Raw genomic sequence first — 26075 nt, 5'->3', positions numbered from 1 at the left:
TCACCTTAAAAATAAATGGATTTAAGCACGTGGGTGATGCTGCGCGTGAATTTGCTTCAGCCTTTCAGTCGCCACGTGAGTATAAATTTGGGTTGTCGATAAGTCACTATGCCCAAGTAACATCTGTACGACCCTGAGATCTGCGCCATAGTTCAGTAAATGCGTCGCAAAAGCGTGTCTCAATACGTGTGGTGACAACAGCTCTGTATCGATCCCAGCGACGACCGAGTAGTGCTTAATACGATACCAGAACGTCTGACGGGTCATTTGCTTGGCGCGTTTACTCGGAAAAACCACATCAGAACTGTTTTCGCCAAGTAGATGTGGACGACCTTGTTCAATAAAAGTCTCTATCCAATCCACCGCATTTTCGCCCATTGGTACTAAGCGCTCTTTGCCACCCTTACCAATAACACGCACCACGCCCTGTCTTAGGCTGATGTTTTCCATCGTCAAGCTAACCAGTTCTGTCACACGCAAACCGGTTGCATAGAGTAACTCAAGCATCGCCTTATCGCGAAGCTCAATCGGATCGTTCGGATCTGGCGCATCGAGCAAAGCATCAACCTGCTCTTCGCTCAAATCTTTCGGCAAGCGTTGCGGCAGCTTCGGGCTGATCAACAAGGCACTTGGATCATCGCCTCTGATTTTCTCGCGGTGCAAATATTGGAACAAGCGACGAATCGCCGACAACATACGGGCACGAGAGGTCTGCTTAAAATCGGCGTCGGCTAACCAGCCTTGATAATCCTGTAAACCTGAAAGGCTAATGAAGTCGAGGCGGTAATTGTTCTTTTCCATCCACGCTAATAACTTGGACAAATCGGTACGGTACGAGACAAGCGTATTCTCCGATAATCCTCGCTCCATCCACATAGCATCTAAAAACTGCTCAACGAGACCGTGGTCTGCGCTCTGCCCTTGAGGCGACTGCATAGTGTTACTCACAATATTGGAAACTGTTTTGAGAGTATGCCAGAGCAAATATGAATGCCATAAAAATTACGACTTGAGCGGATAATCGCTGCAATCGAAGTCGATTTATGGTTAGAATTCGCCATCTGAAATTAAAATCGAACGTTTGCTATGAAAATTGGATTATTTTACGGCTCAACCACCTGCTACACAGAAATGGCAGCAGAGAAAATTCGCGGCATTATTGGTGAAGACCTAGTTGATATCCATAACGTGAAAGAAAGCCCTCTTTCATTGATGGCGGACTACGACCTTTTATTGCTGGGCATCTCGACTTGGGACTTCGGTGAAATCCAAGAAGATTGGAATGAACTGTGGGAAGACATCGCAACCACGCCTATGAAAGGCAAGGTTGTGGCTCTGTTTGGTTTGGGTGACCAAGAAGGCTACGGCGAATGGTTCCTAGATGCGATGGGTCTATTGCATGATGAACTGAAAACCGCGGGTGCAGAGTTTGTTGGCTTCTGGCCAAACGATGACAGCTACGAGTTCGAAGCGTCTAAAGCGTTAACCGAAGACAAATCTCAATTCGTTGGTTTGGCGCTTGATGAAGATTCACAATACGAGCTAAGCGACGACCGTATCGCAAGCTGGGTTGAGCAAGTACTGGTTGAGTACAGCGAAAAGCTATAACCAAACAGAAGTACTCCCGGCTAAGTAGCTAACCAAGTAACTAGCTGGATATAAAAAGACCACAGAATACAAAAAGGCCTCATTACTGCGAAGTAATGAGGCCTTTTCTATTTCATCTCGAAGGACAATCTAATCTCAACGGAAGATTAAACAGTCTCTTCAGCCATCTCTTGTTCTGTTGACTTGCCAACAAAGAACATACAGATGATTGCAGCCGTTGTTGGAAGCAACCAACCCATACCGATCTCAAACAGTGGCAGCATCTCAAGTGCAGACACGTCTACACCCGCTACTTTAGCGCCATCAATAAGAGCAAACAGCAGTGACACTAATACCACTACGCGGTAAGCCGCTTTTGGATTAGGGAAACGGCTACGTAAGAATGTCAGAGCAACCAACGCGATAGCGACTGGGTACAGTGCAAACAGTACTGGAACAGACAGAGAAATCAGTTGAGAAAGACCAACGTTCGCAACGGTTGCACAAGCTACACCATTGATGATTACCCAAGTCTTGTAAGACAGAGGCGTTAGCGAGCTGAAGTAATCAGAACATGCTGACACAAGGCCAATCGCCGTAGTTAGACATGCTAATAGTACGATCACAGAAAGCACTAGCTGACCAGAAGGACCAAACAACGATTGAACGTATAGGCTTAAAATAGCACCGCCATTGTCTGCACCAGCTGCGACTGTTGCACTTGTTGCGCCTAGGAAAAATAGAGAGATGTAAACAAACGCCAGACCCGCTGCGGCAATACAACCCGCGCTAATTAGGTACTTAGTCGTCGCTGCACGGTCAGTAATGCCCTTGCTACGAATCGCATCAACAATCAGCATACCAAACATCAAAGAAGCAAAAGTATCCATGGTGTTGTAGCCTTCAAGGAAACCTTTGGTTAGTGGTTGAGTGATGTACTCACCGTGAGCCGCAAGAATATCGCCTTGAGGGTTAACGAATACAGCAATCGCCAGCACAACCAAACCAACGAACAGTGCAGGTGTTAGCACCTTACCAATGACGTCAATAAGCTTACCTTGCGACCATGAGAAGAACATCGCTACTGCAAAAAATGCAATCGAAAAGAGAGTTAGGTGAGCTTGAGAGGCATCGATGAAGAACGGTTTCACCGCCATCTCATAGGCAACAAGGCCAGTACGCGGTGCAGCAAATGCAGGACCGATAATGATAAAGATCAGTACAGCCATGATGGTTGCTGCTTTCTTAGGAAGATCTTTAGTTAAGTGACCCCAAGAGCCACCAGCCACTGCGACCGCGACGATAGTGATTAACGGCAGACCAACGGCAGTCAGCAGAAAACCAGACATCGCTGGAAGGAAGTGATCACCGGCTAATTGGCCAGCTAGAGGTGGGAAGATGATGTTACCCGCACCCAAGAAAAACGCAAAAAGCATAAAGCCCAATGCCATTATATCTGTTAGTTTTAGACTCTGTTTCACAGATAATCCTTAATTATATTTATGAATTTATGTTGTGCTTACATGAATGTTACAGCTCAAAGCTGCCAATCAATCTATAAAATAGTCGCGCATAATGACGAAACAACTGGCTAGCTGCAAGTCACCACACAAAAACACCATATAAATTTGCATATGAGAACAAAAAGCAGTGGATTCCACTAGCTATAGAAAAATAGCCACAATTATAAACTAACCATAATGCACAACAATATTTTTCCAAGCAGAACATTGATTCATACAAGCGGTTAACATTAGAGCTAATCACTTAAAATATCTCGATACTCAGAACATTAATGAAAGACAAAACAGTGCAAACTAAAAGCTTCAATTTTAAGCAATTCTCAATTTACGGCGGGAAAAGCGGTATGCCAGTCAGTACCGATGGCGTATTACTTGGCGCGTGGGTAAGCCTGCCACAAAGATCATGTGTACTCGATATTGGAACCGGGACAGGTCTGCTGGCTTTGATGGCTGCGCAGCGTTTTGAAGATGCTTCAATCTCTGCGATAGATATTGATCAACACGCTATTGATGCTGCCACTATCAATATTGAGCAGTCGCCTTGGCAAAATCGTATCTCCCTTGATCACGGCAGCGTGTTAACAGCCGACTTTCCACAAAGGTTTGATGCGATCATCTGTAACCCGCCCTACTTCAACTCTGGAGAACAGGCGCAGCAAAGCCAAAGAGCCACCGCCAGGCACACCGACAGCTTGGATCATTTAGCGCTTGCCCAGCGTTGTTTCGAGATAACAACCGACGCCGCGACTGCCAGTTTCATCCTACCGACGCCTGAGGGGGAAGGTTTTATCAAGCTTGCCGAGCAATGTGGTTGGTATCTAGCAAAACGCCTTGATGTAAAAACAACAGATAAAAAGCCAGCTAGCCGAATTTTATTCGAGTTATCTAAAGATCCTGCTTGCGAGCAAGATTTGCAGCGCGAATCGCTTACAATTCACCATCAAGGTGGTTATAGCGAAGCATTTATTGCGCTCACTAAAGATTTTTATCTCAAGATGTAGCAAATACCATGTGATCCTAATCACTAATGCTTCTATAATGTCCGACTACTCTTTTTTATCGTCTGCTTTTTGAGGCAGAAACATTTATTGCTTGTGGAGAAACAACAGTGATCAGAACCTTTGCAGAACTCGATCTAAACCAAGAGCTGCTTAAAGCAATTGACGAAATGGGCTACGAACGTCCAACACAGATACAAGCTGAAGCAATCCCACAAGCGTTAGATGGAAGAGACGTTTTGGCTTCTGCGCCAACAGGTACTGGTAAAACAGCATCATTTGTATTGCCAGCACTGCAATACCTACTGGATTTCCCACGTAAGAAATCTGGCCCTGCACGTATGCTTATCCTGACGCCAACGCGTGAGCTAGCAATGCAGATCACCGAACAAGCACGTGAGCTTGCTAAATACACCAGCCTAAATATCTTCACGATCACGGGCGGTGTGATGTACCAAGAGCACGCAGATATCTTAAGTACCACTCAAGATATCGTAGTAGCAACACCTGGCCGTTTGATGGAATACATTGAAGGCGAGCGTTTTGACTGTCGTGCGATTGAATGGCTGGTTCTAGATGAAGCCGACCGCATGCTAGACATGGGCTTTGGTCCTGTTGTTGACCGTCTGTCTGCAGAGTGTCGCTGGCGTAAACAAACTTTACTGTTCTCAGCAACGCTAGAAGGTAAAGGCATTGAAGGCTTCACTGAAGATCTACTGAAAAACCCAGCGGAGATCGATGCGAAATCATCACTTCGTGAGCGTAAGAAGATCACTCAGTGGTACCACCGTGCAGACACAGCAGAGCACAAGCTGAACATCCTAAAGCACGTCATCACAGAGCAAGCTGAGCGCAGCATCGTATTCTTGAAGACGCGTGATCGTCTAGGTGATCTACGAGCTCAACTTGAAAGCGCGCAAATTCCATGTGCGTGGATCCAAGGTGAAATGCCTCAAGATCGTCGTAACAACGCGATTGCTCGTTTCCGTGACGGCTCTGTAAACGTACTGCTAGCGACTGACGTTGCTGCTCGTGGTATCGACCTTCCAGACGTAAGCCACGTAATCAACTACGACATGCCACGTACTGCTGACGTATACCTACACCGTATTGGCCGTACTGCTCGTGCTGGTAAAAAAGGTAACGCGGTTTCTATCATTGAAGCGCACGATCAACTAATGATTGAGCGTGTGGCTCGTTACACAGACGAACCAATCAAAGAACGCTTTATTGAAGGCATGCGCCCTACGCATAAGAAAGCGGCCGTGACTAAGAAGAAGAAGCCGAAGAAAGAAGATAAGAAAGCGGTAGAGAAACAAAAAATCGCGAAGAAGAAAAAAATCGCGAAGAAAAAGAAAGCAGCAAAGAAGAAGTAATCTACCAGCTTCAACGATTCAATAAAAAAGCCCCATGCAGTTCGCTGCATGGGGCTTTTCTCTATCTGGCCTGTCTCGGTCTCTAATATTAACTACAGGCTAAAACCGAGAGCTACTCGTTAGCCAAGGACTACTAGTTTTGCTCTTCGCGCTTAAAGACAAGCTCTTTCGCGTTCGACTCTTCTTCAACGAAGTAGTAGCCCGCCGTATCAAACTGGGTCAGCGCCTCAACCGAGTCGATCTTGTTCTCGATGATGTAGCGAGCCATCATGCCACGCGCTTTCTTCGCGTAGAAACTGATCACCTTGTACTGACCGTTCTTGCAGTCTTTGAATACAGGGGTAATCACTTGGCCATCCAAGTTCTTCGGCTTCACGGCTTTAAAGTATTCGTTCGACGCTAGATTGATCAACACATTGTCGCCTTGAGCATTCAACGCTTCATTGAGCTTGTCTGTGATGATGTTGCCCCAGAACTGGTACAAGTTAGTACCACGAGCATTGGCTAAGCGTGTACCCATCTCTAGGCGGTATGGCTGCATCAAATCTAATGGCTTAAGCAAGCCATATAACCCAGAAAGCATGCGCAGGTGGTCTTGTGCGTAGTCAAAATCTTCATCCGATAGCGTTTCAGCGTCTAGGCCAGTGTATACATCGCCTTTAAAGGCTAGGATTGCTTGGCGTGCGTTGTCTTGGGTAAAGGTCTCGCTCCACTGCTCAAAGCGCGCTACGTTCAACCCTGCGATTTTATCGCTGACTTTCATCAGTGCAGAAATATCTACTGGCGTCAGTTTGCGGCACTCTTCAATCAGCTCAGCAGAGTGTTCAACAAACTCAGGCTGACTAAAGCGTTCCGTCGCTAATGGTGATTCGTAATCAAGTGTTTTGGCTGGAGAAACGACAACTAACATAACTTTACCCTAATCGGTTATCTAACTGGATGCTGCTAGAGTATAGAAAAAACATCAACTTGTCTTTATGACTCTTCCTATTACTTTGATAGGGAGAATGAGCTTCGATAGGGAGAATGAGCTTCGATAGACAGAATGAGACAAATGACAGGCAAACAAAAAGGCTAAGGTCGAAACCTTAGCCTTTCTAATCACTTTAGGATGAGCCGTTTATCGCTCCAACAAGATTACTTCTTGTTGTTGTCCCAAATACCGTCTTCCAGCTGAGACTTAAGCTCTGGGAAGTCATTCGAATCGAATGTTGGTACTTTACCCGCGTCTAGTTGGCGGTTGTAGTCTTTCGCTAGCTTAATCACGATACCTGATAGCAGGATAATCGCCACCAAGTTAACAATCGCCATTAGGCCCATCGATACGTCAGCCAGTGCCCATACCGTTGGTAACGTCGCTAGAGAACCGAACATAACCATACCCAGAACAACGATACGGAACAGCACTAGGCCCTTCTTGTTGTTGTGCTCAAGGAAGATAAGGTTCGTTTCAGCGTACGAGTAGTTTGCAATGATTGAAGTGAAAGCGAAGAAGAAAATCGCTACCGCTACAAAAATGCCGCCCCATTCGCCCACTTGTGCTGTTAGTGCACGTTGCGTTAGTTCGATACCCGTTACTTCACCGTGTGGTACATACTCACCAGACATCAGGATGATTGCGACTGTTGCTGAACAGATAACAATGGTATCCATGAACACGCCTAGCATTTGCACGTAACCTTGTGATGCTGGGTGCGGTGGGTAAGGCGTAGCAGAAGCTGCTGCGTTTGGCGCAGAACCCATACCCGCTTCGTTCGAGAACAAACCACGTTTGATGCCGTTAATCATCGCTTGTGCGATTGCGTAACCTAGGCCACCCGCTGCTGCTTCTTGCAGACCGAATGCACTCTTGAAGATAAGAGCCAGTACTTCAGGCACTTTCTCGATGTTCGCGAACATCACGTACATAGCGATCGCTAGGTAAGCCAATGCCATGATTGGAACGATGATTTCTGCTGTGCGTGCAATCTTACGGATACCACCGAAGATAACGAACGCAGAGATGATTACGATACCAACACCAACGTAGCTACGCTCAAGGTCGAATGCCGTATTCATTGCGCTTGCAATCGCGTTCGCTTGAACCGCGTTGAATACAAGACCAAATGCAATGATGAGGAAGATAGAGAATAGAACCCCCATCCAACGCATGCCTAGGCCTTTCTCCATGTAGTATGCAGGGCCGCCGCGGTAGTTACCGTCGTTATCACGCGTTTTGTATAGCTGTGCCAGTGTGCTTTCTGCAAACGATGTTGCCATACCTAGCATTGCGATTAGCCACATCCAGAAGATAGCACCAGGGCCACCAGCGGTTAGTGCTACAGCAACACCTGCCATGTTACCCGTACCTACACGAGCAGCGAGACTAGTACAAAGAGCTTGGAAAGAAGAGATACCAGCACTGTCTGCTTTACGGCTGTTTCTAAGAACAGAGAACATGTGGCCGAAATGGCGGAATTGAATGAAGCCTAGTCGTACAGTGAAGTAGATACCCACACCAACCAGTAAGTAAACTAAGATAGATCCCCAAAGGAGATCGTTCATCAAATTGATTAAGTCTGTCACGTGAACCTCGTAATTGAGTTTAAGCACCGATCATGCTTCCTAGCCTTCCTCTTAATCGCCTATGCCTCTGTCAATGTTGTGTCGGCACTCTTGTTATATTCTTGCGGCGATTGAGACTGTAAATGTCGCTTCATGCATCCATTTTACGTATCAGTGTATTTTTTGACGGGCGGATAATGCAGCGAGACGGCCTAAAAATCAATATGCAAATACACTTATATTAAAATGACATTTCACTAATAACACACCTTTTGTTAACACAACTTTCAACAATGCAGCCCAATAAAAGTCACATTATCGGGACATAATATCAACAACAGCCACGGCACTACCCCAACAAGAACACCATCCTATAAAAATGACGTCAGCCTAGGTTTTACAAGGTATAGTGAAGATCTTCGTTTTTTTCTAGGCCAATGAGATCCCTATACCGCACGGTACCATGTGCACTTCAATGCATTGTAGTCAAAACGCTATTCCATTCGCACAATGAATTAACATTCAATAACCCCCAATTTAATCGTTTACTTAGGTTTGTTTGCCTGTTTTTTATACATAATAATTCTCACAATGTGTGAGCATGCATAAGAAAATAGAACAAAAGCTTCATGGATTTGAAACAAATGAGAAACAAATCAAAGTTATTGTGAACCTAAATATGATATTTATTGGTTCGTAAGAACTAGTCCCACGGAAGGAGATATGGCTTATGGATAGCTTTCAATTCGATGAAGTATCAGAACTAGAAATGCCTCGTGTAACTCAAAAATCACGCTCGAAACCACTCAAGCGTAAGTGGCGTGAAATCGAAGCCATCAACGATCGTAGGCAGCTTGAGAAAGAGCTGAGAGAGATGAACCTAGGTCTTGATTTTAGCCTTGACGATATAAAACTTTAATCAGCACGATAAGAAATCAGATAGCAAAAGGCACCTATATAGGTGCCTTTTTTATTTTTTGAGGTAGTTAATCCGCTCAAAGCGCCATTTGGAAACCAACCCTCTAATATAGAGGACACCTAAAATAGGTGCACCTCAACATTACAACGGGCTAAACACACTCTTGTTCATTTTGTCGAACCCGAGCCGCGAGTTGGCGATATTGATCGGCGATGGTCTCTCCAAAAACAGGGTCATCTTCCGGTTGAAGCCATTGAGACTCCACTTCTTGCCAATCTTTCACCGTGAACGCCTCAACAATCATGGGTAGCACATGCTTCTCTTCATATTCCATGTGCTTTCGCTGAGCCTTAACAAACGCTTCAAGCTGCTCAATAAAGACTTGCTGAGGAACCACCGCATCTTGAAGGATCATATCGACCAAACCTAAAAAGTCCGCCGTTTTCTCAGAAAGCAATTGATGCTCTAACTCCAAGTCTTCAATCGCTTGCTCGCTGCCATATTGCTTAAGATAGTAGCGATAAATGACGTCTTCTTTAGGGTGATGCACTTTGTCTGAATGGTTCATAAGGTAATGAACCACCTCTGCGATCAGGCTATAGTTTATTTCTCGCTCCTGTTTCAGAAACTCTAACTTACTGTTGAGTATCGCGAGTAAACGAGCCATATAGCCATGCTCTCGTCTTATCCTTTCAATCATCATAGTATTGCACTCCATTACACCTACTATTTATAAGTGTATACGAATATGCTGATTTATGATTTGACCCTGCTCAGAAAACCACCAACCTACACTTCTGTTGGTAAACGCCAGTCAATAGGTTGTTGATCCATAGAAGAAAGCAGCTTGTTGGTTGTAGAGAAATGCTGACAACCGAAGAATCCACGGCGTGCCGATAATGGCGATGGGTGAGGTGCAACCAACACATGATGCTTGTCGTCATCAATCGCTTGACCTTTCTTCTGGGCGTGTGCGCCCCACAACAAAAAGATGATCGGTTCAGAGCGCTGATTGAGCTCAGCAATAATGGCATCGGTAAAGGTTTCCCAGCCACACTTAGCATGTGAGTGTGCTTTTGCCTCTTCGACTGTAAGGACTGTGTTCAACATCAACACCCCTTGCGATGCCCAAGAATCGAGATAACCATGACTAGGAATCTCAAAGCCCTCTATATCTTGTGCAAGCTCTTTGTACATATTGCGTAGAGAAGGTGGGATTTTCACACCAGGAAGCACTGAGAATGCTAAGCCGTGAGCTTGGTTAGCACCGTGATAAGGATCTTGCCCTAAGATAACCACTCGCACGGATTCGAAAGGCGTCATATCAAAGGCACTGAACACCTGTTCTTGTGGCGGGTAGACGGTTTTACCACTATTACGTTGCTGTTCAACAAACGCGAGGACACTCTGAAAGTACTCTTTATCACGTTCATCATTAATAATGGATTCCCAAGTCTTTGGTGCGGTCATCGTTTTACTTCCCAATCATCAAGGTTTCTAGCGGCTTTCGCCAGACAAAAAAATAGCTGTATCGGCTAACTGTCCTAAATAAGGCTCTAGTTATACCTCATACAGCTATCAATAAACATGATGTGTAGGGTTCACTTGTTGATGAATCATAATAATCAGTTCAAGTTGTGCTTATCTCGATTAACCACTTTTCTGCTGTGTACGATGGTGGCCGTGGTTATGCACGTGACGGTTTGGTGTAGGTAAACGGCGTGCGACAGCAATAGTTGAAGTTTGGGTGATTGAATACATAAAGGCACCTCCTCTAAGACATCGTGAACTACATATTCACTTTAATACTATGAAAGAAAGGTGCCAATTTTTAGAAATAGACGGAAATAAATTTCCCCCTCTATTATTACGCTTGTTCGCTCGCTAGCGTTGCTGAGCGATGAAACATTCTAAGTTGTTGAATTTCCTCTTTCCAGATCGTCGAATCAATGGTTTCCAAGATAAGAGGGATACCATTAAAGCGAGAATCAGAGGCAATATACTCAAAACAATCCCAGCCAATTTCGCCTTTTCCTAAAGAATGGTGTCGATCGACTCGGCTCGCGAACTCAGCTTTTGAATCATTGATGTGCATTGCTCTTAGATAGTGCATACCCACGATGCGGTCGAACTCAGCAAAAGTATGCTCACACGCCTCTTTTGTACGTAAGTCATAGCCAGCAGTAAACGTATGGCAGGTGTCTAAGCACACACCAACACGTGACTTATCTTCTACCTGTTCGATAATCTCTGCTAGATGTTCAAACTTCCAACCCAGATTAGTGCCCTGCCCAGACGTATTCTCGATCACTGCGATTACGTCAGGTACCGCTTGATGAGCTAGGTTGATCGATTCAGCGATCTTCGCCAAACATTCGCTTTCTGAGATTTTCTTTAAATGACTCCCAGGATGAAAATTCAAAAGCGTTAATCCAAGTTGATTACAACGCTCCATTTCATCAATAAAAGCCGCGCGTGATTTCTCTAGCTTCTCTTCTTCTGGTGCTCCTAGGTTAATAAGGTAGGAGTCATGAGGAAGAATGTGCTCAGCACCGAAGCCCAACATTTTGCAATTAGCTTTAAAGGCACTAATGGTTTTCGCTTCTAGCGGTTTTGCCGCCCACTGTCTCTGGTTCTTGGTAAACAGTGCAAACGCATTGGCGCCAATTTCACGTGCACGCATAGGCGCCTGATCAACTCCACCAGCAGCCGAGACATGAGCGCCAATAAACTTAATATTTGTTTCCGGTTTTGAGGATGAATTATTGTTTGTCATTAAATCACTTTACACTTTCAGAATGCTTAATAAATAAAGGGTCGTATCGGTTGTAGTTCAATAAAAACACAACAAATGTAGTAAACTTACAACAAATATGACTGTTAAATATTTTTTATACTTTAAAATATTTTGTAATTACTTTGTTTTCAAAGGTTTTATTGATTTACCTCAATATAATCACCTTTGTAAAAATATGGTTTTTGGTTGTTTTTTGACTTAAATCAATGTTAACCTTACTAATATTAGGTATATATTACCCAGCTCAATAAAAATCGAAAGTTAACACCATAATCAAACCACATTCAGTGGACTAGGAGATAGTTATGATCCAAGGTATTCAAATTACTAAAGCAGCAAACGATGACCTACTAAACTCAATCTGGCTACTAGATAGCGAGAAGAATGAAGCTCGTTGTGTTGTTGCTACTGCAGGTTTCGAAGCTGACCAAGTTATCTCAGCTGCAGACCTAGGCGAGTACGAAAGCCGTGAAGTTGCAATCGAAGCAGCACCACGCATCGAAGGTGGTCAACACCTAAACGTTAACGTTCTTAAGCGTGAAACGCTAGAAGACGCAGTTGCTCACCCAGAGAACTACCCACAGCTAACTATCCGTGTATCGGGTTACGCTGTACGTTTCAACTCTCTAACAACTGAACAGCAACGTGACGTTATCGCACGTACGTTCACTGAGTCTCTATAATTTTTAGAGCTTAAATTAGAATACAAAAACGGCGCTCATTGAGCGCCGTTTTTATTTGTTCGAAAAACAAATGGACGTTACGGTTGAACTCGACGAAGCACAGCTTTTAGCGCTTCAAAATCGTTATCAAGATCTTCAGACAACAATTCCATCGCCGCGTGCTTTGCTAGCGGGCCAGGCAGTTCGATATCAGAACCTAGGATGTCATCAACCACTTCTTTGAATTTCGCTGGGTGTGCTGTACACAGGAACAAGCCAGTTTCGTTCTCTTGCAGTTGCTCTTCCAGTAGACGGTAAGCAATCGCACCATGTGGTTCACATAGGTAACCTTGTGCTTTTAGGTCGCGAACTGACTCAGCGCTCTGCTCGTCAGATACTTTACCTTTGCCTAGTGTATCTAAGCCCCAACCTTTCAGTTGGCAAAGCTCTTCGATACGAGGCCAGTTGTTTGGTTGGCTTACGTCCATCGCGTTCGATGTTGTCGCAACAGTCGGTTTTGGATCCCACTGACCTGTTTCTAGGTAACGAGGAACAGTGTCATTTTCGTTAGTTGCTGCGATAAAACGCTTAACAGGTAGACCTAGCGCTTTAGCCAATAGACCAGCCGTTAGGTTACCAAAGTTACCACTTGGTACAGAGATAACGAGGTTTTCACGTTGCTCTTTAGTCAGCTGAGAAGCCGCCTCAAAGTAGTAACAGATCTGAGCCATTAAACGGCTGATGTTGATCGAGTTTGCCGAGTTAAGACCGATCTCTTTACGCAGTTCAGCGTCATCAAATGAGTCTTTAACTAGAGCCTGACACGCATCAAAGTCACCATCAATCGCCACAGTGTGGATGTTCTTGCCAAGCGTACAGAACAGCTTCTCTTGCAGTGGGCTGATCTTGCCTTTCGGGTAAAGAATCACAACATTGATGTCTTCCATGCCGTAGAAAGCATGCGCAACCGCCGCACCAGTATCACCTGATGTTGCCGTTAAGATAGTGATTTGACCACCATCAGAAACAGCTGCTAAAGATTGAGCCATAAAGCGGCCACCGAAATCTTTAAACGCCAGTGTTGGACCGTGGAAAAGCTCAAGCGCGTAAACGCCGTCTTTTACTTGGTTGATTGGTGCAGGGAATTGGAACGCTGCATCCACCATTTGGTCGATCTGTTCTTTTGGTAATTCATCACCAATCAATGCTGACAGAATCTTTGAGCTACGAGGGACAAAGTCCTCTGCTAGCAGCGCATCGATATCATCAAACTTTGGCAGTTCAGATGGGAAAAATAGACCTTGATTACGGCCTAAGCCTTGACGAACGGCTTGGCCAAAAGAGACTTGTTCATCATTTTCTTTGATGTTGTACAGTTTCATAACTCACTTCCTGTAACGATCGAACCCTGCTTATCTAGGCGACAAACGTGAACGAATCCTTCTTCATTTTGTACGTAATTTTGTTCTAACCAGCGTGCAACACGCTCGGCGACATCTTGTTCTTTGCAAATGCTAAATAGAGTTGGACCACTACCAGAAATACCAGTAGCCAGTGCCCCAGCTGACAGCGCGTATTTACGAGCATCAGCAAACCCTGGAAGCAGTTTCTCACGATATGGTTCAGCGATCACGTCTTTGATCATCTTCGCCGCCAGTTCAGGTTGACCTGAATGACACGCGTGGATAAAGCCCGCTAAGTGACGACCATGAGCAATAATATCCTGACGACGATATTGAGATGGTAGGATCTCTCTCGCTTCAGCCGTTGAAACCTTAATACCCGGATAAGCCATTACCCAGTACCAGTCGTCAAAACACGGTACTTCTTGGCTGATGATGCCTAGCTCTTCAAGCATGAGCTGCACACCACCAAGGTAACATGGCGCAACGTTATCGTAGTGGATACCACCTGAAATCTTGCCTTCCATTTCACCCATCAGAGCAAGCAGTTCAGTTTCATTCAGGGGCTGACCGTGAAAACGGTTTAGCGCATCCAGTGCCGCGACGATTGAACATGCACTAGAACCCAAACCTGAACCGATAGGCATGTTCTTTTCTAGTGTCATTTCTAAAGGCTTTAGCGTAACGCCTTTTTTATCAAGCTCTCTCGAGAACACCACCCAGCAGTCGTAAACGATGTTTTCTTTTGCTTCAGTTGGCAGCTTAGAAACAAAGCTGCCTGCAGTTTTAAGTGAGAATGGTTCATCACCGGCTTTAACCATAACTCGGTCACCTAGCAGCGTGCCATCCACTGGAGACACAGCGGCCCCCAGCACATCAAACCCTACACTGACATTACCGATTGATGCAGGAGCATAAACGACAACATCCATATCACTTGAACTCATTCTTAAACTCCTAATTTCCAACCAAGAGTACGCATCACATCAGAGAATACGCCAGCAGCTGTTACTTCAGTACCCGCGCCGTAGCCACGCAGTACTAGAGGGATTGGTTGGTAGTAACGGCTGTAGAATGCTAATGCGTTCTCGCCATCTTTAATCTTGAACATTGGGTCGTCGCCATCAACAGCAGCGATACGAACCTTACACTTACCTTCAGCGATTTCACCCACATAACGAAGTACTTTACCTTCTTCTGCTGCGATAGCTGACTGCTCTTTGAAGTAAGCATCCGCTTCTGGTAGGCGAGCCATGAACTCTTCAACCGTACCTGAATCATCAAAACCCGGTGGCAGAGCTTGGTCTACTTCAACATCTTCAAGTTCAAGCGCCATGCCTGCTTCACGAGCAAGAATAAGCAACTTACGCGCCACATCCATACCAGATAGATCATCTCGAGGATCCGGTTCAGTGAAGCCGTTATCTTTTGCAATATTGGTTGCCTGGCTCAGTGTCATACCTTCATCAAGCTTGCCGAAGATGTAAGACAGTGAACCTGAAAGAATGCCGTTGAACTTCTCAAGTTCATCACCTGCAGAGATAAGGTTCTGTAGGTTTTCGATGACCGGTAGACCTGCACCTACTGTTGTCTCGTACATCAGCTTACGACGTGAGTTGCGTGCAACTTCACGAAGCTGATGGTAGTAAGCCATGCTTGCTGTGTTTGCTTTCTTGTTTGGTGTTACTACGTGGAAACCAGCCGCTAGGAAATCAGCGTACTGCGCCGCAATACCTTCGCTAGACGTACAATCAACCAATACTGGGTTGATGATGTGGTTACGTTGAACCAAAGCCGCTAAACGCGCTAGGCTGAACTCTTCAGTCGCACTCGACATACGGTCACGCCACTGCTCTAACGGTAGACCATCGCTGTCTAGCAACAAACCTTTACTGTTTGCTAAACCACATACGCGAATCACGATGCCTTTTTCAGCCAGTTTGCCTTGCTGACGTTGGATCTGGTCAACAAGCTCGCCACCAACACCGCCGACACCCACAACGAATACATCTAGGAAGTGCTTAGAGTTAAATAGGTTCTCGTGACACGCTTTGATTGCTTCAGAGATTTTGTCTTCAGGGATAACCGCTGAAATAGCGCGCTCTGAAGAACCTTGAGCAATAGCAACAATGTTGACGTTCACTTCAGCTAAAGAAGAGAAGAACTGAGATGCTACGCCACGTGAAGTGCGCATACCGTCACCCACCAGCGTTACAATCGCAACGTCATCCATGAACTCAACCGGCTCTAACAGGCCATCTTTAAGTTCAAGTTCAAACGCGTCTGACAACACTTGTTTCGCTTTCACCTTATCAGCCGATTCAATACAGAAGCTGATGCTGTACTCAGAAGAAGATTGAGTAATAAGGACAATAGAAACGCCAGCAGAAGACATCGCGCCGAATACACGACTCGCCATACCTACCATGCCCTTCATGCCTGGGCCTGATACGTTAACCATGGTTAGGTCACTTAGCGTCGTAATACCTTTGATTGCTAGGTTATCTTCGCCAGTGTCTTGGCCAATCAAAGTACCTGCGCCTTGTGGGTTGAAGCTGTTTTTGATCAGACAAGGAATGTGGAATTGCGCAATAGGAGCAATGGTTTTCGGGTGTAGAACCGAAGCACCAAAGTAAGAAAGCTCCATCGCCTCTTGGTAGCTAAGAGACTTGAGCAGACGAGCATCATCAACTAAGCGTGGGTCACAGTTGTAAACGCCATCGACATCAGTCCAGATTTCACAGCAATCAGCACGTAGACACGCCGCTAACACAGCCGCTGAGTAGTCAGAACCATTACGACCTAGTGTGACTAGCTCACCTTTTTCATTACCCGCAGTAAAGCCAGGCATGATGTTAACGTGACCTTTAGGAAGTGGAGATTGTTGGAAGTTCTGAGTAGAGACATCCACATCGACCATAGCTTCAAGGTGATCGCCTTTAGCGTATAGGTATTGGACAGGGTCAATCAGGCTTGCTGGTTGGCCTTTCGCTTCCAGTACCGCTTTCATTAACTGGATAGAGATTCGCTCACCTTTACTGATGATGCGAGCATTAACGTGGTTCGGGCACATACCAAGTAGGTTGATGCCATTCACGAACTGCTTTAGCTGAGCAAGAGAGGTATCCACCTGCTCTTGAAACGCGGCACCATCGATAGAAGGCACGACCGCTTTGATCTCTGCAAACAGTGTGTTAAATGAAGATTCGATCTCTGTAATCTGTGCGTCAGCTTCACCATTTTTCAGTGCAGCTTCAATAACAGCGACCAACTTATTGGTTGTTTTTCCTGGAGCCGATAGTACAACGGCTAGCTCTTCTTGCTGGGCATTATTAGCGATGATATCAGCCGCTCGTAAAAAACGATCTGCATCAGCTAATGATGAACCTCCAAACTTTAAAACGCGCATCCCTTTCTCCATAAGTCATAAAAATGGTACAAAAAAAGGCCTGTATCTTGTTGGATACAGGCCTTTTTTTTAAAATCCGTTACTTAGCAGCCTGCCCCAACAATGTTAATGTCGGTAATAATAATGGTTGTGGTCATTACTAGGTGGCTTACGTGCTGCATATCAAATTCTCTGCTTGTGCTTTACTCTACGTGTATCAATTTTTACCACTGGACGTCAATGAAAAGTTGCGTTTTTTTTACATTCGCACCGTTTTTCAGAGCAAACCGTCATTTAAGGGATAAAACACCCTGTATAAACCTTCACTTAAGATACTGGATTTACTCATTGAACAGGCAATAGTGATCAGTTGCATATATAGTCATAACAAAATGCTATATCGATTGTGCAGCGAACGTACAAGTTCTGTGCTTTAATTGAACGATAACGTTCGAAGAACAATAATAATGACATCAGGAGTGGGAAATGAAGAGATTACTTATTCTTTTGGCTTTTGCTATGCCTGTTGTTTGTTCAGCGAATAGCTTGCCTCTACTACCCAGCCAGATCGATAGTTCTTCTCATAAATTCTTTATCTCCACACAAAACGCGTCGAGTGAAAGCTTCGATACTTGGAAGATAGACAGTGGCTACTCTTATAGCTTGTTTTCAGATGTGGATCTTTACGTCGGTACACGTATCAATAGTGCGGCACTGAAACAGGAAAGTGGATTCTTGAGTGGTGTCAGTTATCAGTTCTCAGAAAGAGTCTCTTTTAACAGTTCTCTACACACCTATAAAGACGAGACCGAAGACAATGAGAAATCGGTAGCCGCAGAGGTTTCCAGCCGAGTGCAACTAACAGATAACCTAGATTTGCATGCCACCCTTGATTATGAAGAGTGGCAGCAAGGTGTTGAAGTGGGACTAGGGTTTCGCTTTTAGTCTCTTTAGCTTGTTCTTTATTAACAGATTAGTGCGGATTGAGATCCAAACTTTTAGTACATCACAAACCATTCCCCGTTTAGTACATCACAAACCATTCCCCGTTCTAATCTATCAACGGCATTCAATTTGAGTCAGTTACGATTCAATTAACAGCTCAGATGAAATTAACACGCCATTCCAATCGGCATAAATATAGTCACCAGGCTGAATCAGTTGATTATGTATAGAGAGTGTCACATTCACTTGGCCGACACCGCGTTTCTCTGTTTTGAATGGCGATGCACCTAACGCCTGAACGCCAAGGTCCATTTGCGACATCATGCCTACATCACGCACCGCACCGTTTACAATCACGCCTTCCCAACCGTTTTCTATCGCGAGAATAGCGAGTTGATCGCCAAGCAGCGCCTTCTGGCATGAGCCATTTCCGTCAACGACAAGCACTTTGCCACAGCCGTCGGTCTCTAAAACCTCGCGAACCTTGGAATTATCGTGATAACAACGAACTGTTACAATTTTTCCAAAGAACGCACCACGTTGGCCGAAGTTCTGCAATGGCATGTTCAGTAGGGTGACTTCGCTTTCAAACTCATCACACAAGTCGGGTGTTATATCGTGCATATATCCTCCGTGAGTAAGGCGTTACCGGTTATGTCAGGCTAGCCTCTATGCTTTTATATGTTATTAAAATTAATCCTTTGTTTTCATTGTTCTATGCTCAATTTATTACTCAATAAAAGTTGATTGAGCATATTTATCTACTAGACTCTTAAGACAGCTTTCAGCTTCCTTGGTTCATAATCCGGTCTGTAGCAGGCAAGATGTGCGAAGCATCTCGAATAATCATTCTTGTTTTGGTGCTAAATAGTCACCATAACATTGGTTAAGTTGTAGCCATACTATTAAAGTTTGTTGCGATACGGCAATTGATGTAAATCAACAAAGTGAATGGAATTAACATTCTCGCGTTGTTAGCATGCTGTTAACATTATAGAATCCACTCCAATCACTAAAAGAATGATTGAAAGGCGTACTGGATCTACGTTATTGGGCAATACTTCAAGGAAGGCAGATAGCTGGAAGTAAGTGTTTTTTTGAAAACTTTAAGTTATCATCAAAAATACATTACCTGTATGTTATGTTTTTGCCTAGAATTTATTCTATTAGCACAGTTTCGTCACAAATTTAGGTACCGCCAAATGCAAACCCCGCAGATTCTTATCGTTGAAGATGAGCAAGTAACTCGTAACACTCTAAAGAGTATTTTTGAAGCAGAGGGATATGCTGTTTTTGAGGCTAGCGACGGTGAAGAGATGCACCAAGTGCTATCTGACAACCAAGTTAACCTTGTAATTATGGACATCAACCTTCCAGGTAAGAATGGCCTACTACTTGCGCGTGAACTACGTGAGCAAGCAAACGTAGCGCTTATGTTCTTAACTGGTCGTGATAATGAAGTTGATAAGATCCTTGGCCTAGAGATCGGCGCTGATGACTACATCACTAAGCCTTTCAACCCTCGTGAACTGACTATCCGTGCACGCAACCTTCTGAACCGTTCAATGAGCACAAGCTCTGTTCAAGAAGAGAAGCGTAGCGTTGAGAAGTATGAGTTCAACGGTTGGGTACTAGATATCAACAGTCGTTCTCTGGTTAGCCCAGATGGCGAAGGCTACAAGCTACCTCGTTCAGAGTTCCGTGCTCTACTTCACTTCTGTGAGAACCCAGGTAAGATCCAAACACGTGCTGACCTTCTTAAGAAGATGACTGGCCGTGAGCTTAAGCCACACGATCGTACTGTAGACGTAACAATCCGTCGTATTCGTAAGCACTTTGAATCTGTTTCTGGTACGCCAGAAATCATCGCAACGATTCACGGTGAAGGCTACCGCTTTTGTGGTGACCTAGAAGACTAATTCGATTCGCGCCTCTTACCATTTAGCACTACTCACCAGTAAGTGTTTTGAACACTAGAAGCGTCATCAATAGTTATTAAAAAGGGAGAATGCCAACGCATTCTCCCTTTTTTATTGTTCTTAATTGGATAAGATTTTAGTAAACCGTATCCACCTTAACGTCTTTCTCTACTAACCACTTCACGGTTTCGCCATCTTTAAGTTCCACCGCCACATCAACAGGCTTGTCACTGTCGATTTCTAGCTGCCATACAAACGCGACTTCCCATTGAGTTTCACTGTGTGTTCTTAAATCAAGATCGTCAGCCGTTACCAACAAGGTGTCTGCACCCTGTTTAACCGTAACACTTTCAACCGCAAGCGTTGCTGGCAGTTGTGAGTCTGACTCTAGGTAGATAGCACCATGTAGGGTCTTATCTTGAGTCTCGCCAATCGTTGGCATCTTGTTGTGCCAAAGGTTGCTTTTCATGGTAACTGTTGCTGCAGATACTTCGACTTGATTATCTTGCTGCCATTCTACTTGTGGCGCAGAACAACCCGCTAATGCCACTACACATGCGGCGAATGCTAATTTTTTCATTATTCTTCTACCTTTGATTTAACCAACTCTTTAAAACTTCAATGTCATTCTGGTATTCGTTATTTATCTCATCAACCCAATCTGAAATGTTCTCCCACCACGCAGGCAAATCTGGAGATTGAGCTTTCTGGGCAACTTGTTGGATGCGTTTCAGACCAATAGAACCTGCAGCACCTTTAATCTTATGTGCCTCAGAAACGATACTGGCTTTATCTTTCGCGACCATGTTGGAGTTCAATATTTCCATATACTCCGGCATCATATCTTCGAACATCGCGATGTTATCCAAAACCGGTTTCGGTCCAACAATATCAACATAAGACTCTAGCATATCAATATCAAGCAAAGTGGTATCAATTTCTGAAAGAAAAGGCTTACTCGCGTCGACTTTATCAATGCTCTCAACCTTATCGGTGCCCGCTACCTTCTCAATTACCTCTGGTGCATCTTCGATAAGTTCACTGATGACATCTTGGATAGCTCGAACCGACAAAGGTTTACTGATCGCTTCGTCCATGCCTTTCTGGAAGTACTCTTGCTTGTTGTTTAATACGTTCGCAGTTAACGCCACCAAAGGCGGTAGCTGGCTGTATTTCTCGCGGTAGTATTGAGCAATATCGAAACCCGTCATATCTGGCAGTTGGATATCCAACAACACCAAATCATAGTCTTCAGGATTGAAAGCAATTTGCGCCTCTTTACCCGTCATCACGACTGTCACTTCATGGCCAAGGCTTTCAAGTAGAGAGCGAGCCACTGTGATATTGAGTTCAATGTCTTCGACCATAAAGATCTTAAGATTCGACTGTTTTCTTGGCGTTTTGATCAGAGCCTGAGTATCGTGATTCACTGGAACTCGAATCGAAACCATAAAGGTACTGCCAAAGCCCTCTTCACTGATGACTTCAATGTGGCCATCCATCATATTAATTAGCTGTTGAGAGACAGCGAGACCAATACCCGTGCCGACAGCGTGCAAGTTGTCCGTGCCCGATTTCACCTGATAGTACATCGCGAAGATCTTCTCGATTTCACTTTCAGGGATACCAATACCAGTATCTTCCACTTCCATCGTAATGTTGGCAAAGTCACCATCAATGTCGGCGCTGACTGTCATCACCACTCCACCATCTTTGGTGAACTTCATCGCGTTACTAACAAGGTTCCACAGTACCTGTCTAAGACGAGTACCATCCACCTCAACAGCAGCTGGAAGATCAGACAATCTTTCTAGATCGAACCTTAACCCTTTCTGCTCAGCCATCAACGCAGAGATACTTTCGATCTCGACAACGAAATCTTCAAAGTTAATAGGCGTAGGGAAGAGTTCAAGCTTACGGCGGTCGAACTTATCCATATCAATAATATCGTTGAAGATATTACCCAGTGTCACCGCGCTCACCTTGATGGTTTGCATCTGCTTGCGCTGTTCGGTGGTCAGTTGGCTATCAAGCAGCATGCGGCTCAAGCCAATGATGCCGTTGAGCGGCGTTCTTAACTCGTGGCTAATAGTTGAGATAAAGGTGGTCTTATCGCGGCTGGCTTTTTCTAACGACTCTTGATGCTCTTTACGTTCAGTAATATCGCGGCCAAAACCAACCAAGCCCAAGTGACGACCATCTTTGCTGTAGAAAGGCACTTTACGCAGTTCGAAGTAACTCTTGCGGCCATCTGGGTATTCAAGCCATTGGTCATAAGTCAGTGCTTGGTTGTCAGCAAATACTTTCTTATCGGTTTCAACAACTTGCTGAGCGACCTCTTTACTGTAAACATCCCAAGGAGTTAAACCAACTAGCTCTTTTTCTGTTTTACCAGTGAGCTCTTCAACCGCACGGTTACAACCAGAGAACACACCATCTTCATTACGGTAGTAAATAAGGTCAGGCGAGGCATCGATAAACGAGCGTAACAGTGCAGTACGTTCTGCGAGTTCAAGCTGAGTACGCTCGCGCTGGAACACCTCGTTTTCGAGATCTTGCATTGCTTCTGCGCGCGCTTCTTCCGCTTTTTCACGCTCTTCAATTTCTTGATTAAGCTTCTCGATATTGAGCTGCATTTTATTGTTGAGTTCTTGGTCTCGCTCACGCATGTCGCCAAGTTTAGAGACCAATTTCGCTAACCTTTGACGTGATTCTTCCAACTGGTCCACGACCACTGACAGAAAATAAACCGCCCAAGGCGTGATCACTAAACCGAAGAAAACTGAACGGACAATGTCGATGTCATCAACATTGCCTTTGAGTGCAAGGGTGATACCGACTTGCACAACAACAGCGAGGGCAACAAGCGCTAGGGCGAGTAAGATAGAAAAGCGGACAATCCCCAGTTTTACGAGTAGATCCACGTAATACTGGGCAAGATTTTTCATGGGTTTCATTTAGCGCTCCATGCGATAAGACTAGCAACATTCTACCCTGTTTGAAGATGGGAGGTAAGCTAGCTACATCACACGCAGCAAGTGTTCAGCGGTAATTTCGAAGGTTAATTAACCAATACAAATACTAACTAAGCAAAAATAGCCGGGGATAATCAAATTGCCAATTTTATAGCGTTAGCGAATTGAGTATGGATGCACCATTGAACGGTTGCGACCGTCTGATTTCGCTTGATACAACGCACTATCAGCCAAGGCAACAGCCGATTCCATTTCATCATCAGGTGTAGGAATGTAAGAGATAATACCAATACTCACCGTGATGAATTCAGAGACTGTCGACTTCTCATGCGCAAGTTCCAATTTTAGGACTTCATCATGAATACGCTGCGCCACCAGCTGAGCACCTTCGGTCGTTGTATTTGGCAGAATAAAGCCGAACTCTTCACCACCATAACGAGCCACACAATCAGATGAACGATTCAACACCTGCTTAAATGCCTGAGAAACCTGAATCAAAGCATCATCGCCTTGTTGGTGTCCGTAAAAGTCGTTGTAGCCTTTAAAGAAGTCGATATCACATAGCATGATCGTCAGTGGCAGCTTCTCACGCACATGATAATGCCACAGTGTAGAGAGCTGTTCATCGAAACGACGTCGGTTAGACACTTTAGTCAGGCTATCCATAAAGCTGAGGCGTTCAAGTTCAAGGTTGGCTTCTTCAAGCTTTTGTTCTGCTAGATAACGCTCTGTAATATCACGCGCCATGATCAACACACCATTAGTGCTCGATGCTGGATCTCTAAACGGTGATTTGACTACATCATACCAAGTAAATGTTCCATCACTTGAGACCACTTTGTCGATATAACGCAGTGATTTACTTTGATGAAGCACTTGATGATCGGTTTCTGATATTCGCGTATAGATGCTATGTGGCACCACATCTTGTAAACGTTTACCGATCAAGTCACTGACTTCAGAGATACCCAGCGCAGCCACAAATGGTTTATTACACGCTTGATAAACCATGTTTTCATTAAAGATACCAATCGAGTCTGGGCTGGCCTCCAGGAGGTTTTGCAAGATGGTGTCACGCTGCGCAAGTGCCACTTCGGTATCTTTTCGCTTCTCCATCTCGCCACGCAGTTTCTGCTGCATGTCATGCCAATCGGTCACATCATGACTAATAGAGAGCGTGCCGATGGTTTCTCCATCTTGGGAAAGCAGCACACTTTGGTAGGTTTCAAGCAAGCAGCTTTTTCCATCTTGATCTGTAGTCCAAGAGCGTTCACTTACACGACCTTTTAATACTCCACCAGAAACACTCAGGGTGCCCTCTTCAGCACGACCATGCCAAAACTTTTTAAACGAGCGATTACTCGTCACTAACTGACCTTTCTGATCTTTCACGTAGATCAGCTCAGACAAAGAATCCAAAGCGGTACGAGCAACATTCAGTTCTCGAACTTCTTGGGACAGTTCTTCGTTAGTGTTTTTATAAGGTGAGGCGTGAATCATCCAAGCCTGCTTATTTCTAAAATGGATCTTACGACCGATCAAGTTGATCTTGAACGACTCAAATTCAGAAAGCGCCCACAGGGAGACCTGCTCGAAGGCTCGAGAGTTGATGTGGTTGGTTAAGTAGTGACGAAAGCTGTTCTCGCTTTCCACAGTAGGAAAGCGAAAATTAACACCGATTTGGCGGATACCAAGCAACTGCATGGCTTGGCGATTGGCATAGAGTATTTCGCCACTTCGAACATCAACAAAGTAGAGTGGCGACGGGGTAGCAAGTAGAAGCGTTTCGATATGCGACTGATAACGAGAATAGAGATGCCAGCAGATGAGAGCAATCAGCAATACAACAACGATATAAATACCGTAGCCATACGCCCTGTCCCACAACCAAGTCATTACCAGTTCCATTTACTCTCAATCTATACCATAAAATCTATTAGGGAAATGTTACCACTATTTATTGGTTTTATCTGCTGTTACCTACAGTCACCCATTTCTATTAATTGGCCGCGTTTAAAACAGGCAACGTGTACTCGAATGCAGAGCCCGTTTTGATGCCTTGAGCACCGGTTTTATCCAACGAACGACCTATTTCAGTCATCGCTAACCAGCGGTTCTCACACCATAAAGGAGAAAGTAAGGTTGGGCGTCTCGCCGCTGAAGAAACACGGTGATAAACCACGTCCGCAGGAGTGCGTTGAATGATCTCACTCGCGATATCGATGTACTCTTCGAGGCTTGGGGCTTCTAGCTTTCCTGCCTTCCACGCCTTAGCCATGGTACTGCCCTCTACTATATGAAGGCCGTGCAGCTTAATACCATCGGTGCCAACGGCTAATACCTTGTCTAAGGTTTCAAGGTTATCCGCTTTGGTTTCTTTTGGTAGGCCAACAATCAGATGAGTACACACCTTGATACCTAAAGCGCGTGCGCGTTGGGTGATCGTTTCATACACTGCAAAATCGTGGCCGCGGTTAATTCGCTTGAGGGTTTTATCATTGGCGGTTTGCAGGCCAAGCTCGAGCCAAATCTCATAGCCTTGTTTAACGTAGCCCGCTAACAGATCCAACACCGCATCAGGCACACAGTCTGGTCGCGTACCAACACAAAGGCCGACGATCTCTGCACCGGGTGCTTTTAGCGCCTCTTCATACATATTCTTGAGCACTTGCACCTCAGCATAAGTGCTGGTGTACGCCTGAAAGTAAGCCAGGTACTTCTTGGCACGAGCAATCTCACCCGCACGATCTTTTAGCTGGTCAGCAATACTTTGAATTTGAGTTTGTTCATCGGCAAAGGAAGCCACGTTACAAAACGTGCAACCTCCACGGCCAATTGTCCCGTCTCGGTTTGGGCAGCTGAAACCACCATGAAGCGTCAGCTTGTGAACCTTCTCGCCATAACGGCGTTGAAGGTCTTGGCCGATAGTATTGACCAACTCGTGTAATTGCATATTTTCAAAGCACTCAAGTAAATAAGAATGAATATCAGTCTTTTTTGAAAAAAAATTACATCCCTGCAAAATTCGACCAATTAGTT

Annotated in this window: 22 protein-coding genes, 1 pseudogene and 1 other annotated feature; of the genes and pseudogenes, 8 read left to right on the top strand and 15 right to left on the bottom strand. The window is 44.9% G+C overall.

What is annotated here, in order from left to right; all coding sequences use genetic code 11:
* Positions 1–21 precede the first annotated feature (21 nt).
* Entirely contained in the window at positions 22–936 is a 915-nt protein-coding gene (gene xerD / locus AB4585_RS01910; protein ID WP_017059327.1) for a site-specific tyrosine recombinase XerD, read from the bottom strand.
* Positions 937–1086: 150 nt separating this feature from the next.
* On the opposite strand from xerD, the gene fldB reads away from it, so the two are divergent.
* Positions 1087–1608, top strand: coding sequence for a flavodoxin FldB (gene fldB / locus AB4585_RS01905; protein WP_017062875.1), 522 nt, complete (start codon positions 1087–1089; stop codon positions 1606–1608).
* A 146-nt stretch (positions 1609–1754) separates the two neighbouring features.
* On the opposite strand, the gene brnQ is transcribed toward fldB, so the two are convergent.
* Positions 1755–3068 carry a branched-chain amino acid transport system II carrier protein gene (gene brnQ, locus AB4585_RS01900; protein WP_372155295.1) on the bottom strand — a complete coding sequence of 438 codons (1314 nt, stop codon included), beginning with the start codon at positions 3066–3068 and terminating at the stop codon, positions 1755–1757.
* 314 nt (positions 3069–3382) lie between these two features.
* Between brnQ and AB4585_RS01895 the strand changes: the two genes are divergently transcribed.
* On the top strand, positions 3383–4111 hold the full coding sequence (locus AB4585_RS01895; protein WP_372155297.1) for a tRNA1(Val) (adenine(37)-N6)-methyltransferase: 729 nt from the start codon (positions 3383–3385) through the stop codon (positions 4109–4111).
* Positions 4112–4218: 107 nt separating this feature from the next.
* Positions 4219–5484, top strand: a complete 1266-nt coding sequence (srmB, locus tag AB4585_RS01890) for an ATP-dependent RNA helicase SrmB (RefSeq protein WP_017059323.1) — start codon at positions 4219–4221, stop codon at positions 5482–5484.
* A gap of 133 nt (positions 5485–5617) precedes the next feature.
* On the opposite strand, the gene yaaA is transcribed toward srmB, so the two are convergent.
* Together yaaA and AB4585_RS01880 are read right to left on the bottom strand one after the other, a co-directional pair.
* Entirely contained in the window at positions 5618–6394 is a 777-nt protein-coding gene (gene yaaA, locus AB4585_RS01885; RefSeq protein ID WP_017059322.1) for a peroxide stress protein YaaA, read from the bottom strand.
* Positions 6395–6621: 227 nt separating this feature from the next.
* A complete protein-coding gene (locus tag AB4585_RS01880) occupies positions 6622–8049 on the bottom strand; it encodes a sodium:alanine symporter family protein (protein ID WP_032545312.1) in 1428 nt (475 codons plus the stop codon).
* 709 nt (positions 8050–8758) lie between these two features.
* Between AB4585_RS01880 and AB4585_RS01875 the strand changes: the two genes are divergently transcribed.
* Entirely contained in the window at positions 8759–8947 is a 189-nt protein-coding gene (locus AB4585_RS01875; protein ID WP_017059319.1) for a DUF3545 family protein, read from the top strand.
* A gap of 151 nt (positions 8948–9098) precedes the next feature.
* On the opposite strand, the gene AB4585_RS01870 is transcribed toward AB4585_RS01875, so the two are convergent.
* From AB4585_RS01870 to nfo, 3 genes are all read right to left on the bottom strand, one after another.
* A complete protein-coding gene (locus AB4585_RS01870; RefSeq protein WP_017070073.1) occupies positions 9099–9650 on the bottom strand; it encodes a hemerythrin domain-containing protein in 552 nt (183 codons plus the stop codon).
* 86 nt (positions 9651–9736) lie between these two features.
* On the bottom strand, positions 9737–10417 hold the full coding sequence (ung, locus tag AB4585_RS01865; RefSeq protein WP_017059317.1) for a uracil-DNA glycosylase: 681 nt from the start codon (positions 10415–10417) through the stop codon (positions 9737–9739).
* Between the two features lie 397 nt (positions 10418–10814).
* Entirely contained in the window at positions 10815–11723 is a 909-nt protein-coding gene (gene nfo / locus AB4585_RS01860; protein ID WP_017062881.1) for a deoxyribonuclease IV, read from the bottom strand.
* A 326-nt stretch (positions 11724–12049) separates the two neighbouring features.
* On the opposite strand from nfo, the gene grcA reads away from it, so the two are divergent.
* Positions 12050–12427 carry an autonomous glycyl radical cofactor GrcA gene (gene grcA / locus AB4585_RS01855; protein WP_017059315.1) on the top strand — a complete coding sequence of 126 codons (378 nt, stop codon included), beginning with the start codon at positions 12050–12052 and terminating at the stop codon, positions 12425–12427.
* 77 nt (positions 12428–12504) lie between these two features.
* Here the strand turns inward: grcA and thrC are convergent, their stop codons facing one another.
* From thrC to thrA, 3 genes are read right to left on the bottom strand one after another with little or no spacing between them, the layout of a single operon-like run.
* On the bottom strand, positions 12505–13788 hold the full coding sequence (thrC, locus tag AB4585_RS01850) for a threonine synthase (protein ID WP_017059314.1): 1284 nt from the start codon (positions 13786–13788) through the stop codon (positions 12505–12507).
* Entirely contained in the window at positions 13785–14741 is a 957-nt protein-coding gene (gene thrB, locus AB4585_RS01845; RefSeq protein WP_032545653.1) for a homoserine kinase, read from the bottom strand. Before thrB ends, thrC begins: the two co-directional genes overlap by 4 nt.
* A 17-nt stretch (positions 14742–14758) precedes the next feature.
* Positions 14759–17218, bottom strand: a complete 2460-nt coding sequence (thrA, locus tag AB4585_RS01840) for a bifunctional aspartate kinase/homoserine dehydrogenase I (RefSeq protein ID WP_017059312.1) — start codon at positions 17216–17218, stop codon at positions 14759–14761.
* Between the two features lie 29 nt (positions 17219–17247).
* Positions 17248–17366 (bottom strand) — a sequence feature (Thr leader region).
* A gap of 317 nt (positions 17367–17683) precedes the next feature.
* Here thrA and AB4585_RS01835 point away from each other — a divergent pair.
* The gene (locus tag AB4585_RS01835; RefSeq protein WP_017070076.1) at positions 17684–18142 is read left to right on the top strand and encodes a hypothetical protein; all 459 of its coding nucleotides are present in this window, start codon (positions 17684–17686) and stop codon (positions 18140–18142) included.
* Between the two features lie 138 nt (positions 18143–18280).
* Here AB4585_RS01835 and AB4585_RS01830 read toward each other — a convergent pair whose 3' ends face one another.
* Positions 18281–18766 (bottom strand): putative 4-hydroxy-4-methyl-2-oxoglutarate aldolase, encoded by a 486-nt coding sequence (locus tag AB4585_RS01830; protein ID WP_017059310.1) that lies wholly within the window; start codon positions 18764–18766, stop codon positions 18281–18283.
* 47 nt (positions 18767–18813) lie between these two features.
* Here AB4585_RS01830 and AB4585_RS01825 point away from each other — a divergent pair.
* Both AB4585_RS01825 and arcA read left to right on the top strand, forming a co-directional pair.
* Positions 18814–18915: pseudogene (locus AB4585_RS01825) on the top strand (ribonuclease activity regulator protein RraA); the annotation flags it as partial.
* A 429-nt stretch (positions 18916–19344) separates the two neighbouring features.
* Positions 19345–20061 (top strand): two-component system response regulator ArcA, encoded by a 717-nt coding sequence (gene arcA, locus AB4585_RS01820; protein WP_004741534.1) that lies wholly within the window; start codon positions 19345–19347, stop codon positions 20059–20061.
* A 136-nt stretch (positions 20062–20197) separates the two neighbouring features.
* On the opposite strand, the gene AB4585_RS01815 is transcribed toward arcA, so the two are convergent.
* The 4 genes from AB4585_RS01815 to AB4585_RS01800 all read right to left on the bottom strand — a co-directional run bounded on the left by AB4585_RS01815 (position 20198) and on the right by AB4585_RS01800 (position 25989).
* On the bottom strand, positions 20198–20641 hold the full coding sequence (locus AB4585_RS01815; protein ID WP_017062884.1) for a hypothetical protein: 444 nt from the start codon (positions 20639–20641) through the stop codon (positions 20198–20200).
* Between the two features lie 7 nt (positions 20642–20648).
* Complete coding sequence (arcB, locus tag AB4585_RS01810; RefSeq protein WP_372155299.1) at positions 20649–23018, bottom strand: aerobic respiration two-component sensor histidine kinase ArcB; 2370 nt, start codon at positions 23016–23018, stop codon at positions 20649–20651.
* Positions 23019–23192: 174 nt separating this feature from the next.
* The gene (locus AB4585_RS01805) at positions 23193–24944 is read right to left on the bottom strand and encodes a diguanylate cyclase domain-containing protein (RefSeq protein WP_017059307.1); all 1752 of its coding nucleotides are present in this window, start codon (positions 24942–24944) and stop codon (positions 23193–23195) included.
* A 91-nt stretch (positions 24945–25035) separates the two neighbouring features.
* Positions 25036–25989: a TIGR01212 family radical SAM protein gene (locus AB4585_RS01800; RefSeq protein ID WP_017059306.1), complete on the bottom strand. Its 954-nt coding sequence runs from the start codon at positions 25987–25989 to the stop codon at positions 25036–25038.
* Positions 25990–26075 lie beyond the last annotated feature (86 nt).

This window comes from Vibrio sp. 10N.222.49.C9 (assembly GCF_041474985.1).
Classification (GTDB): domain Bacteria; phylum Pseudomonadota; class Gammaproteobacteria; order Enterobacterales; family Vibrionaceae; genus Vibrio; species Vibrio crassostreae_C.
This window is presented reverse-complemented; position numbering and strand designations above follow the sequence as displayed.

Excerpts from the sequence above, each read along its gene's own strand:
- xerD (WP_017059327.1), bottom strand. The coding sequence starts at position 936 with ATGCAGTCGCCTCAAGGGCAGAGCGCAGACCACGGTCTCGTTGAGCAG.
- fldB (WP_017062875.1), top strand. The coding sequence starts at position 1,087 with ATGAAAATTGGATTATTTTACGGCTCAACCACCTGCTACACAGAAATG.
- AB4585_RS01895 (WP_372155297.1), top strand. The coding sequence starts at position 3,383 with ATGAAAGACAAAACAGTGCAAACTAAAAGCTTCAATTTTAAGCAATTC.
- yaaA (WP_017059322.1), bottom strand. The coding sequence starts at position 6,394 with ATGTTAGTTGTCGTTTCTCCAGCCAAAACACTTGATTACGAATCACCA.
- AB4585_RS01875 (WP_017059319.1), top strand. The coding sequence starts at position 8,759 with ATGGATAGCTTTCAATTCGATGAAGTATCAGAACTAGAAATGCCTCGT.
- AB4585_RS01870 (WP_017070073.1), bottom strand. The coding sequence starts at position 9,650 with ATGATGATTGAAAGGATAAGACGAGAGCATGGCTATATGGCTCGTTTA.
- ung (WP_017059317.1), bottom strand. The coding sequence starts at position 10,417 with ATGACCGCACCAAAGACTTGGGAATCCATTATTAATGATGAACGTGAT.
- nfo (WP_017062881.1), bottom strand. The coding sequence starts at position 11,723 with ATGACAAACAATAATTCATCCTCAAAACCGGAAACAAATATTAAGTTT.
- grcA (WP_017059315.1), top strand. The coding sequence starts at position 12,050 with ATGATCCAAGGTATTCAAATTACTAAAGCAGCAAACGATGACCTACTA.
- thrC (WP_017059314.1), bottom strand. The coding sequence starts at position 13,788 with ATGAAACTGTACAACATCAAAGAAAATGATGAACAAGTCTCTTTTGGC.
- thrB (WP_032545653.1), bottom strand. The coding sequence starts at position 14,741 with ATGGATGTTGTCGTTTATGCTCCTGCATCAATCGGTAATGTCAGTGTA.
- thrA (WP_017059312.1), bottom strand. The coding sequence starts at position 17,218 with ATGCGCGTTTTAAAGTTTGGAGGTTCATCATTAGCTGATGCAGATCGT.
- AB4585_RS01835 (WP_017070076.1), top strand. The coding sequence starts at position 17,684 with ATGAAGAGATTACTTATTCTTTTGGCTTTTGCTATGCCTGTTGTTTGT.
- AB4585_RS01830 (WP_017059310.1), bottom strand. The coding sequence starts at position 18,766 with ATGCACGATATAACACCCGACTTGTGTGATGAGTTTGAAAGCGAAGTC.
- arcA (WP_004741534.1), top strand. The coding sequence starts at position 19,345 with ATGCAAACCCCGCAGATTCTTATCGTTGAAGATGAGCAAGTAACTCGT.
- AB4585_RS01815 (WP_017062884.1), bottom strand. The coding sequence starts at position 20,641 with ATGAAAAAATTAGCATTCGCCGCATGTGTAGTGGCATTAGCGGGTTGT.
- arcB (WP_372155299.1), bottom strand. The coding sequence starts at position 23,018 with ATGAAACCCATGAAAAATCTTGCCCAGTATTACGTGGATCTACTCGTA.
- AB4585_RS01805 (WP_017059307.1), bottom strand. The coding sequence starts at position 24,944 with ATGGAACTGGTAATGACTTGGTTGTGGGACAGGGCGTATGGCTACGGT.
- AB4585_RS01800 (WP_017059306.1), bottom strand. The coding sequence starts at position 25,989 with ATGCAATTACACGAGTTGGTCAATACTATCGGCCAAGACCTTCAACGC.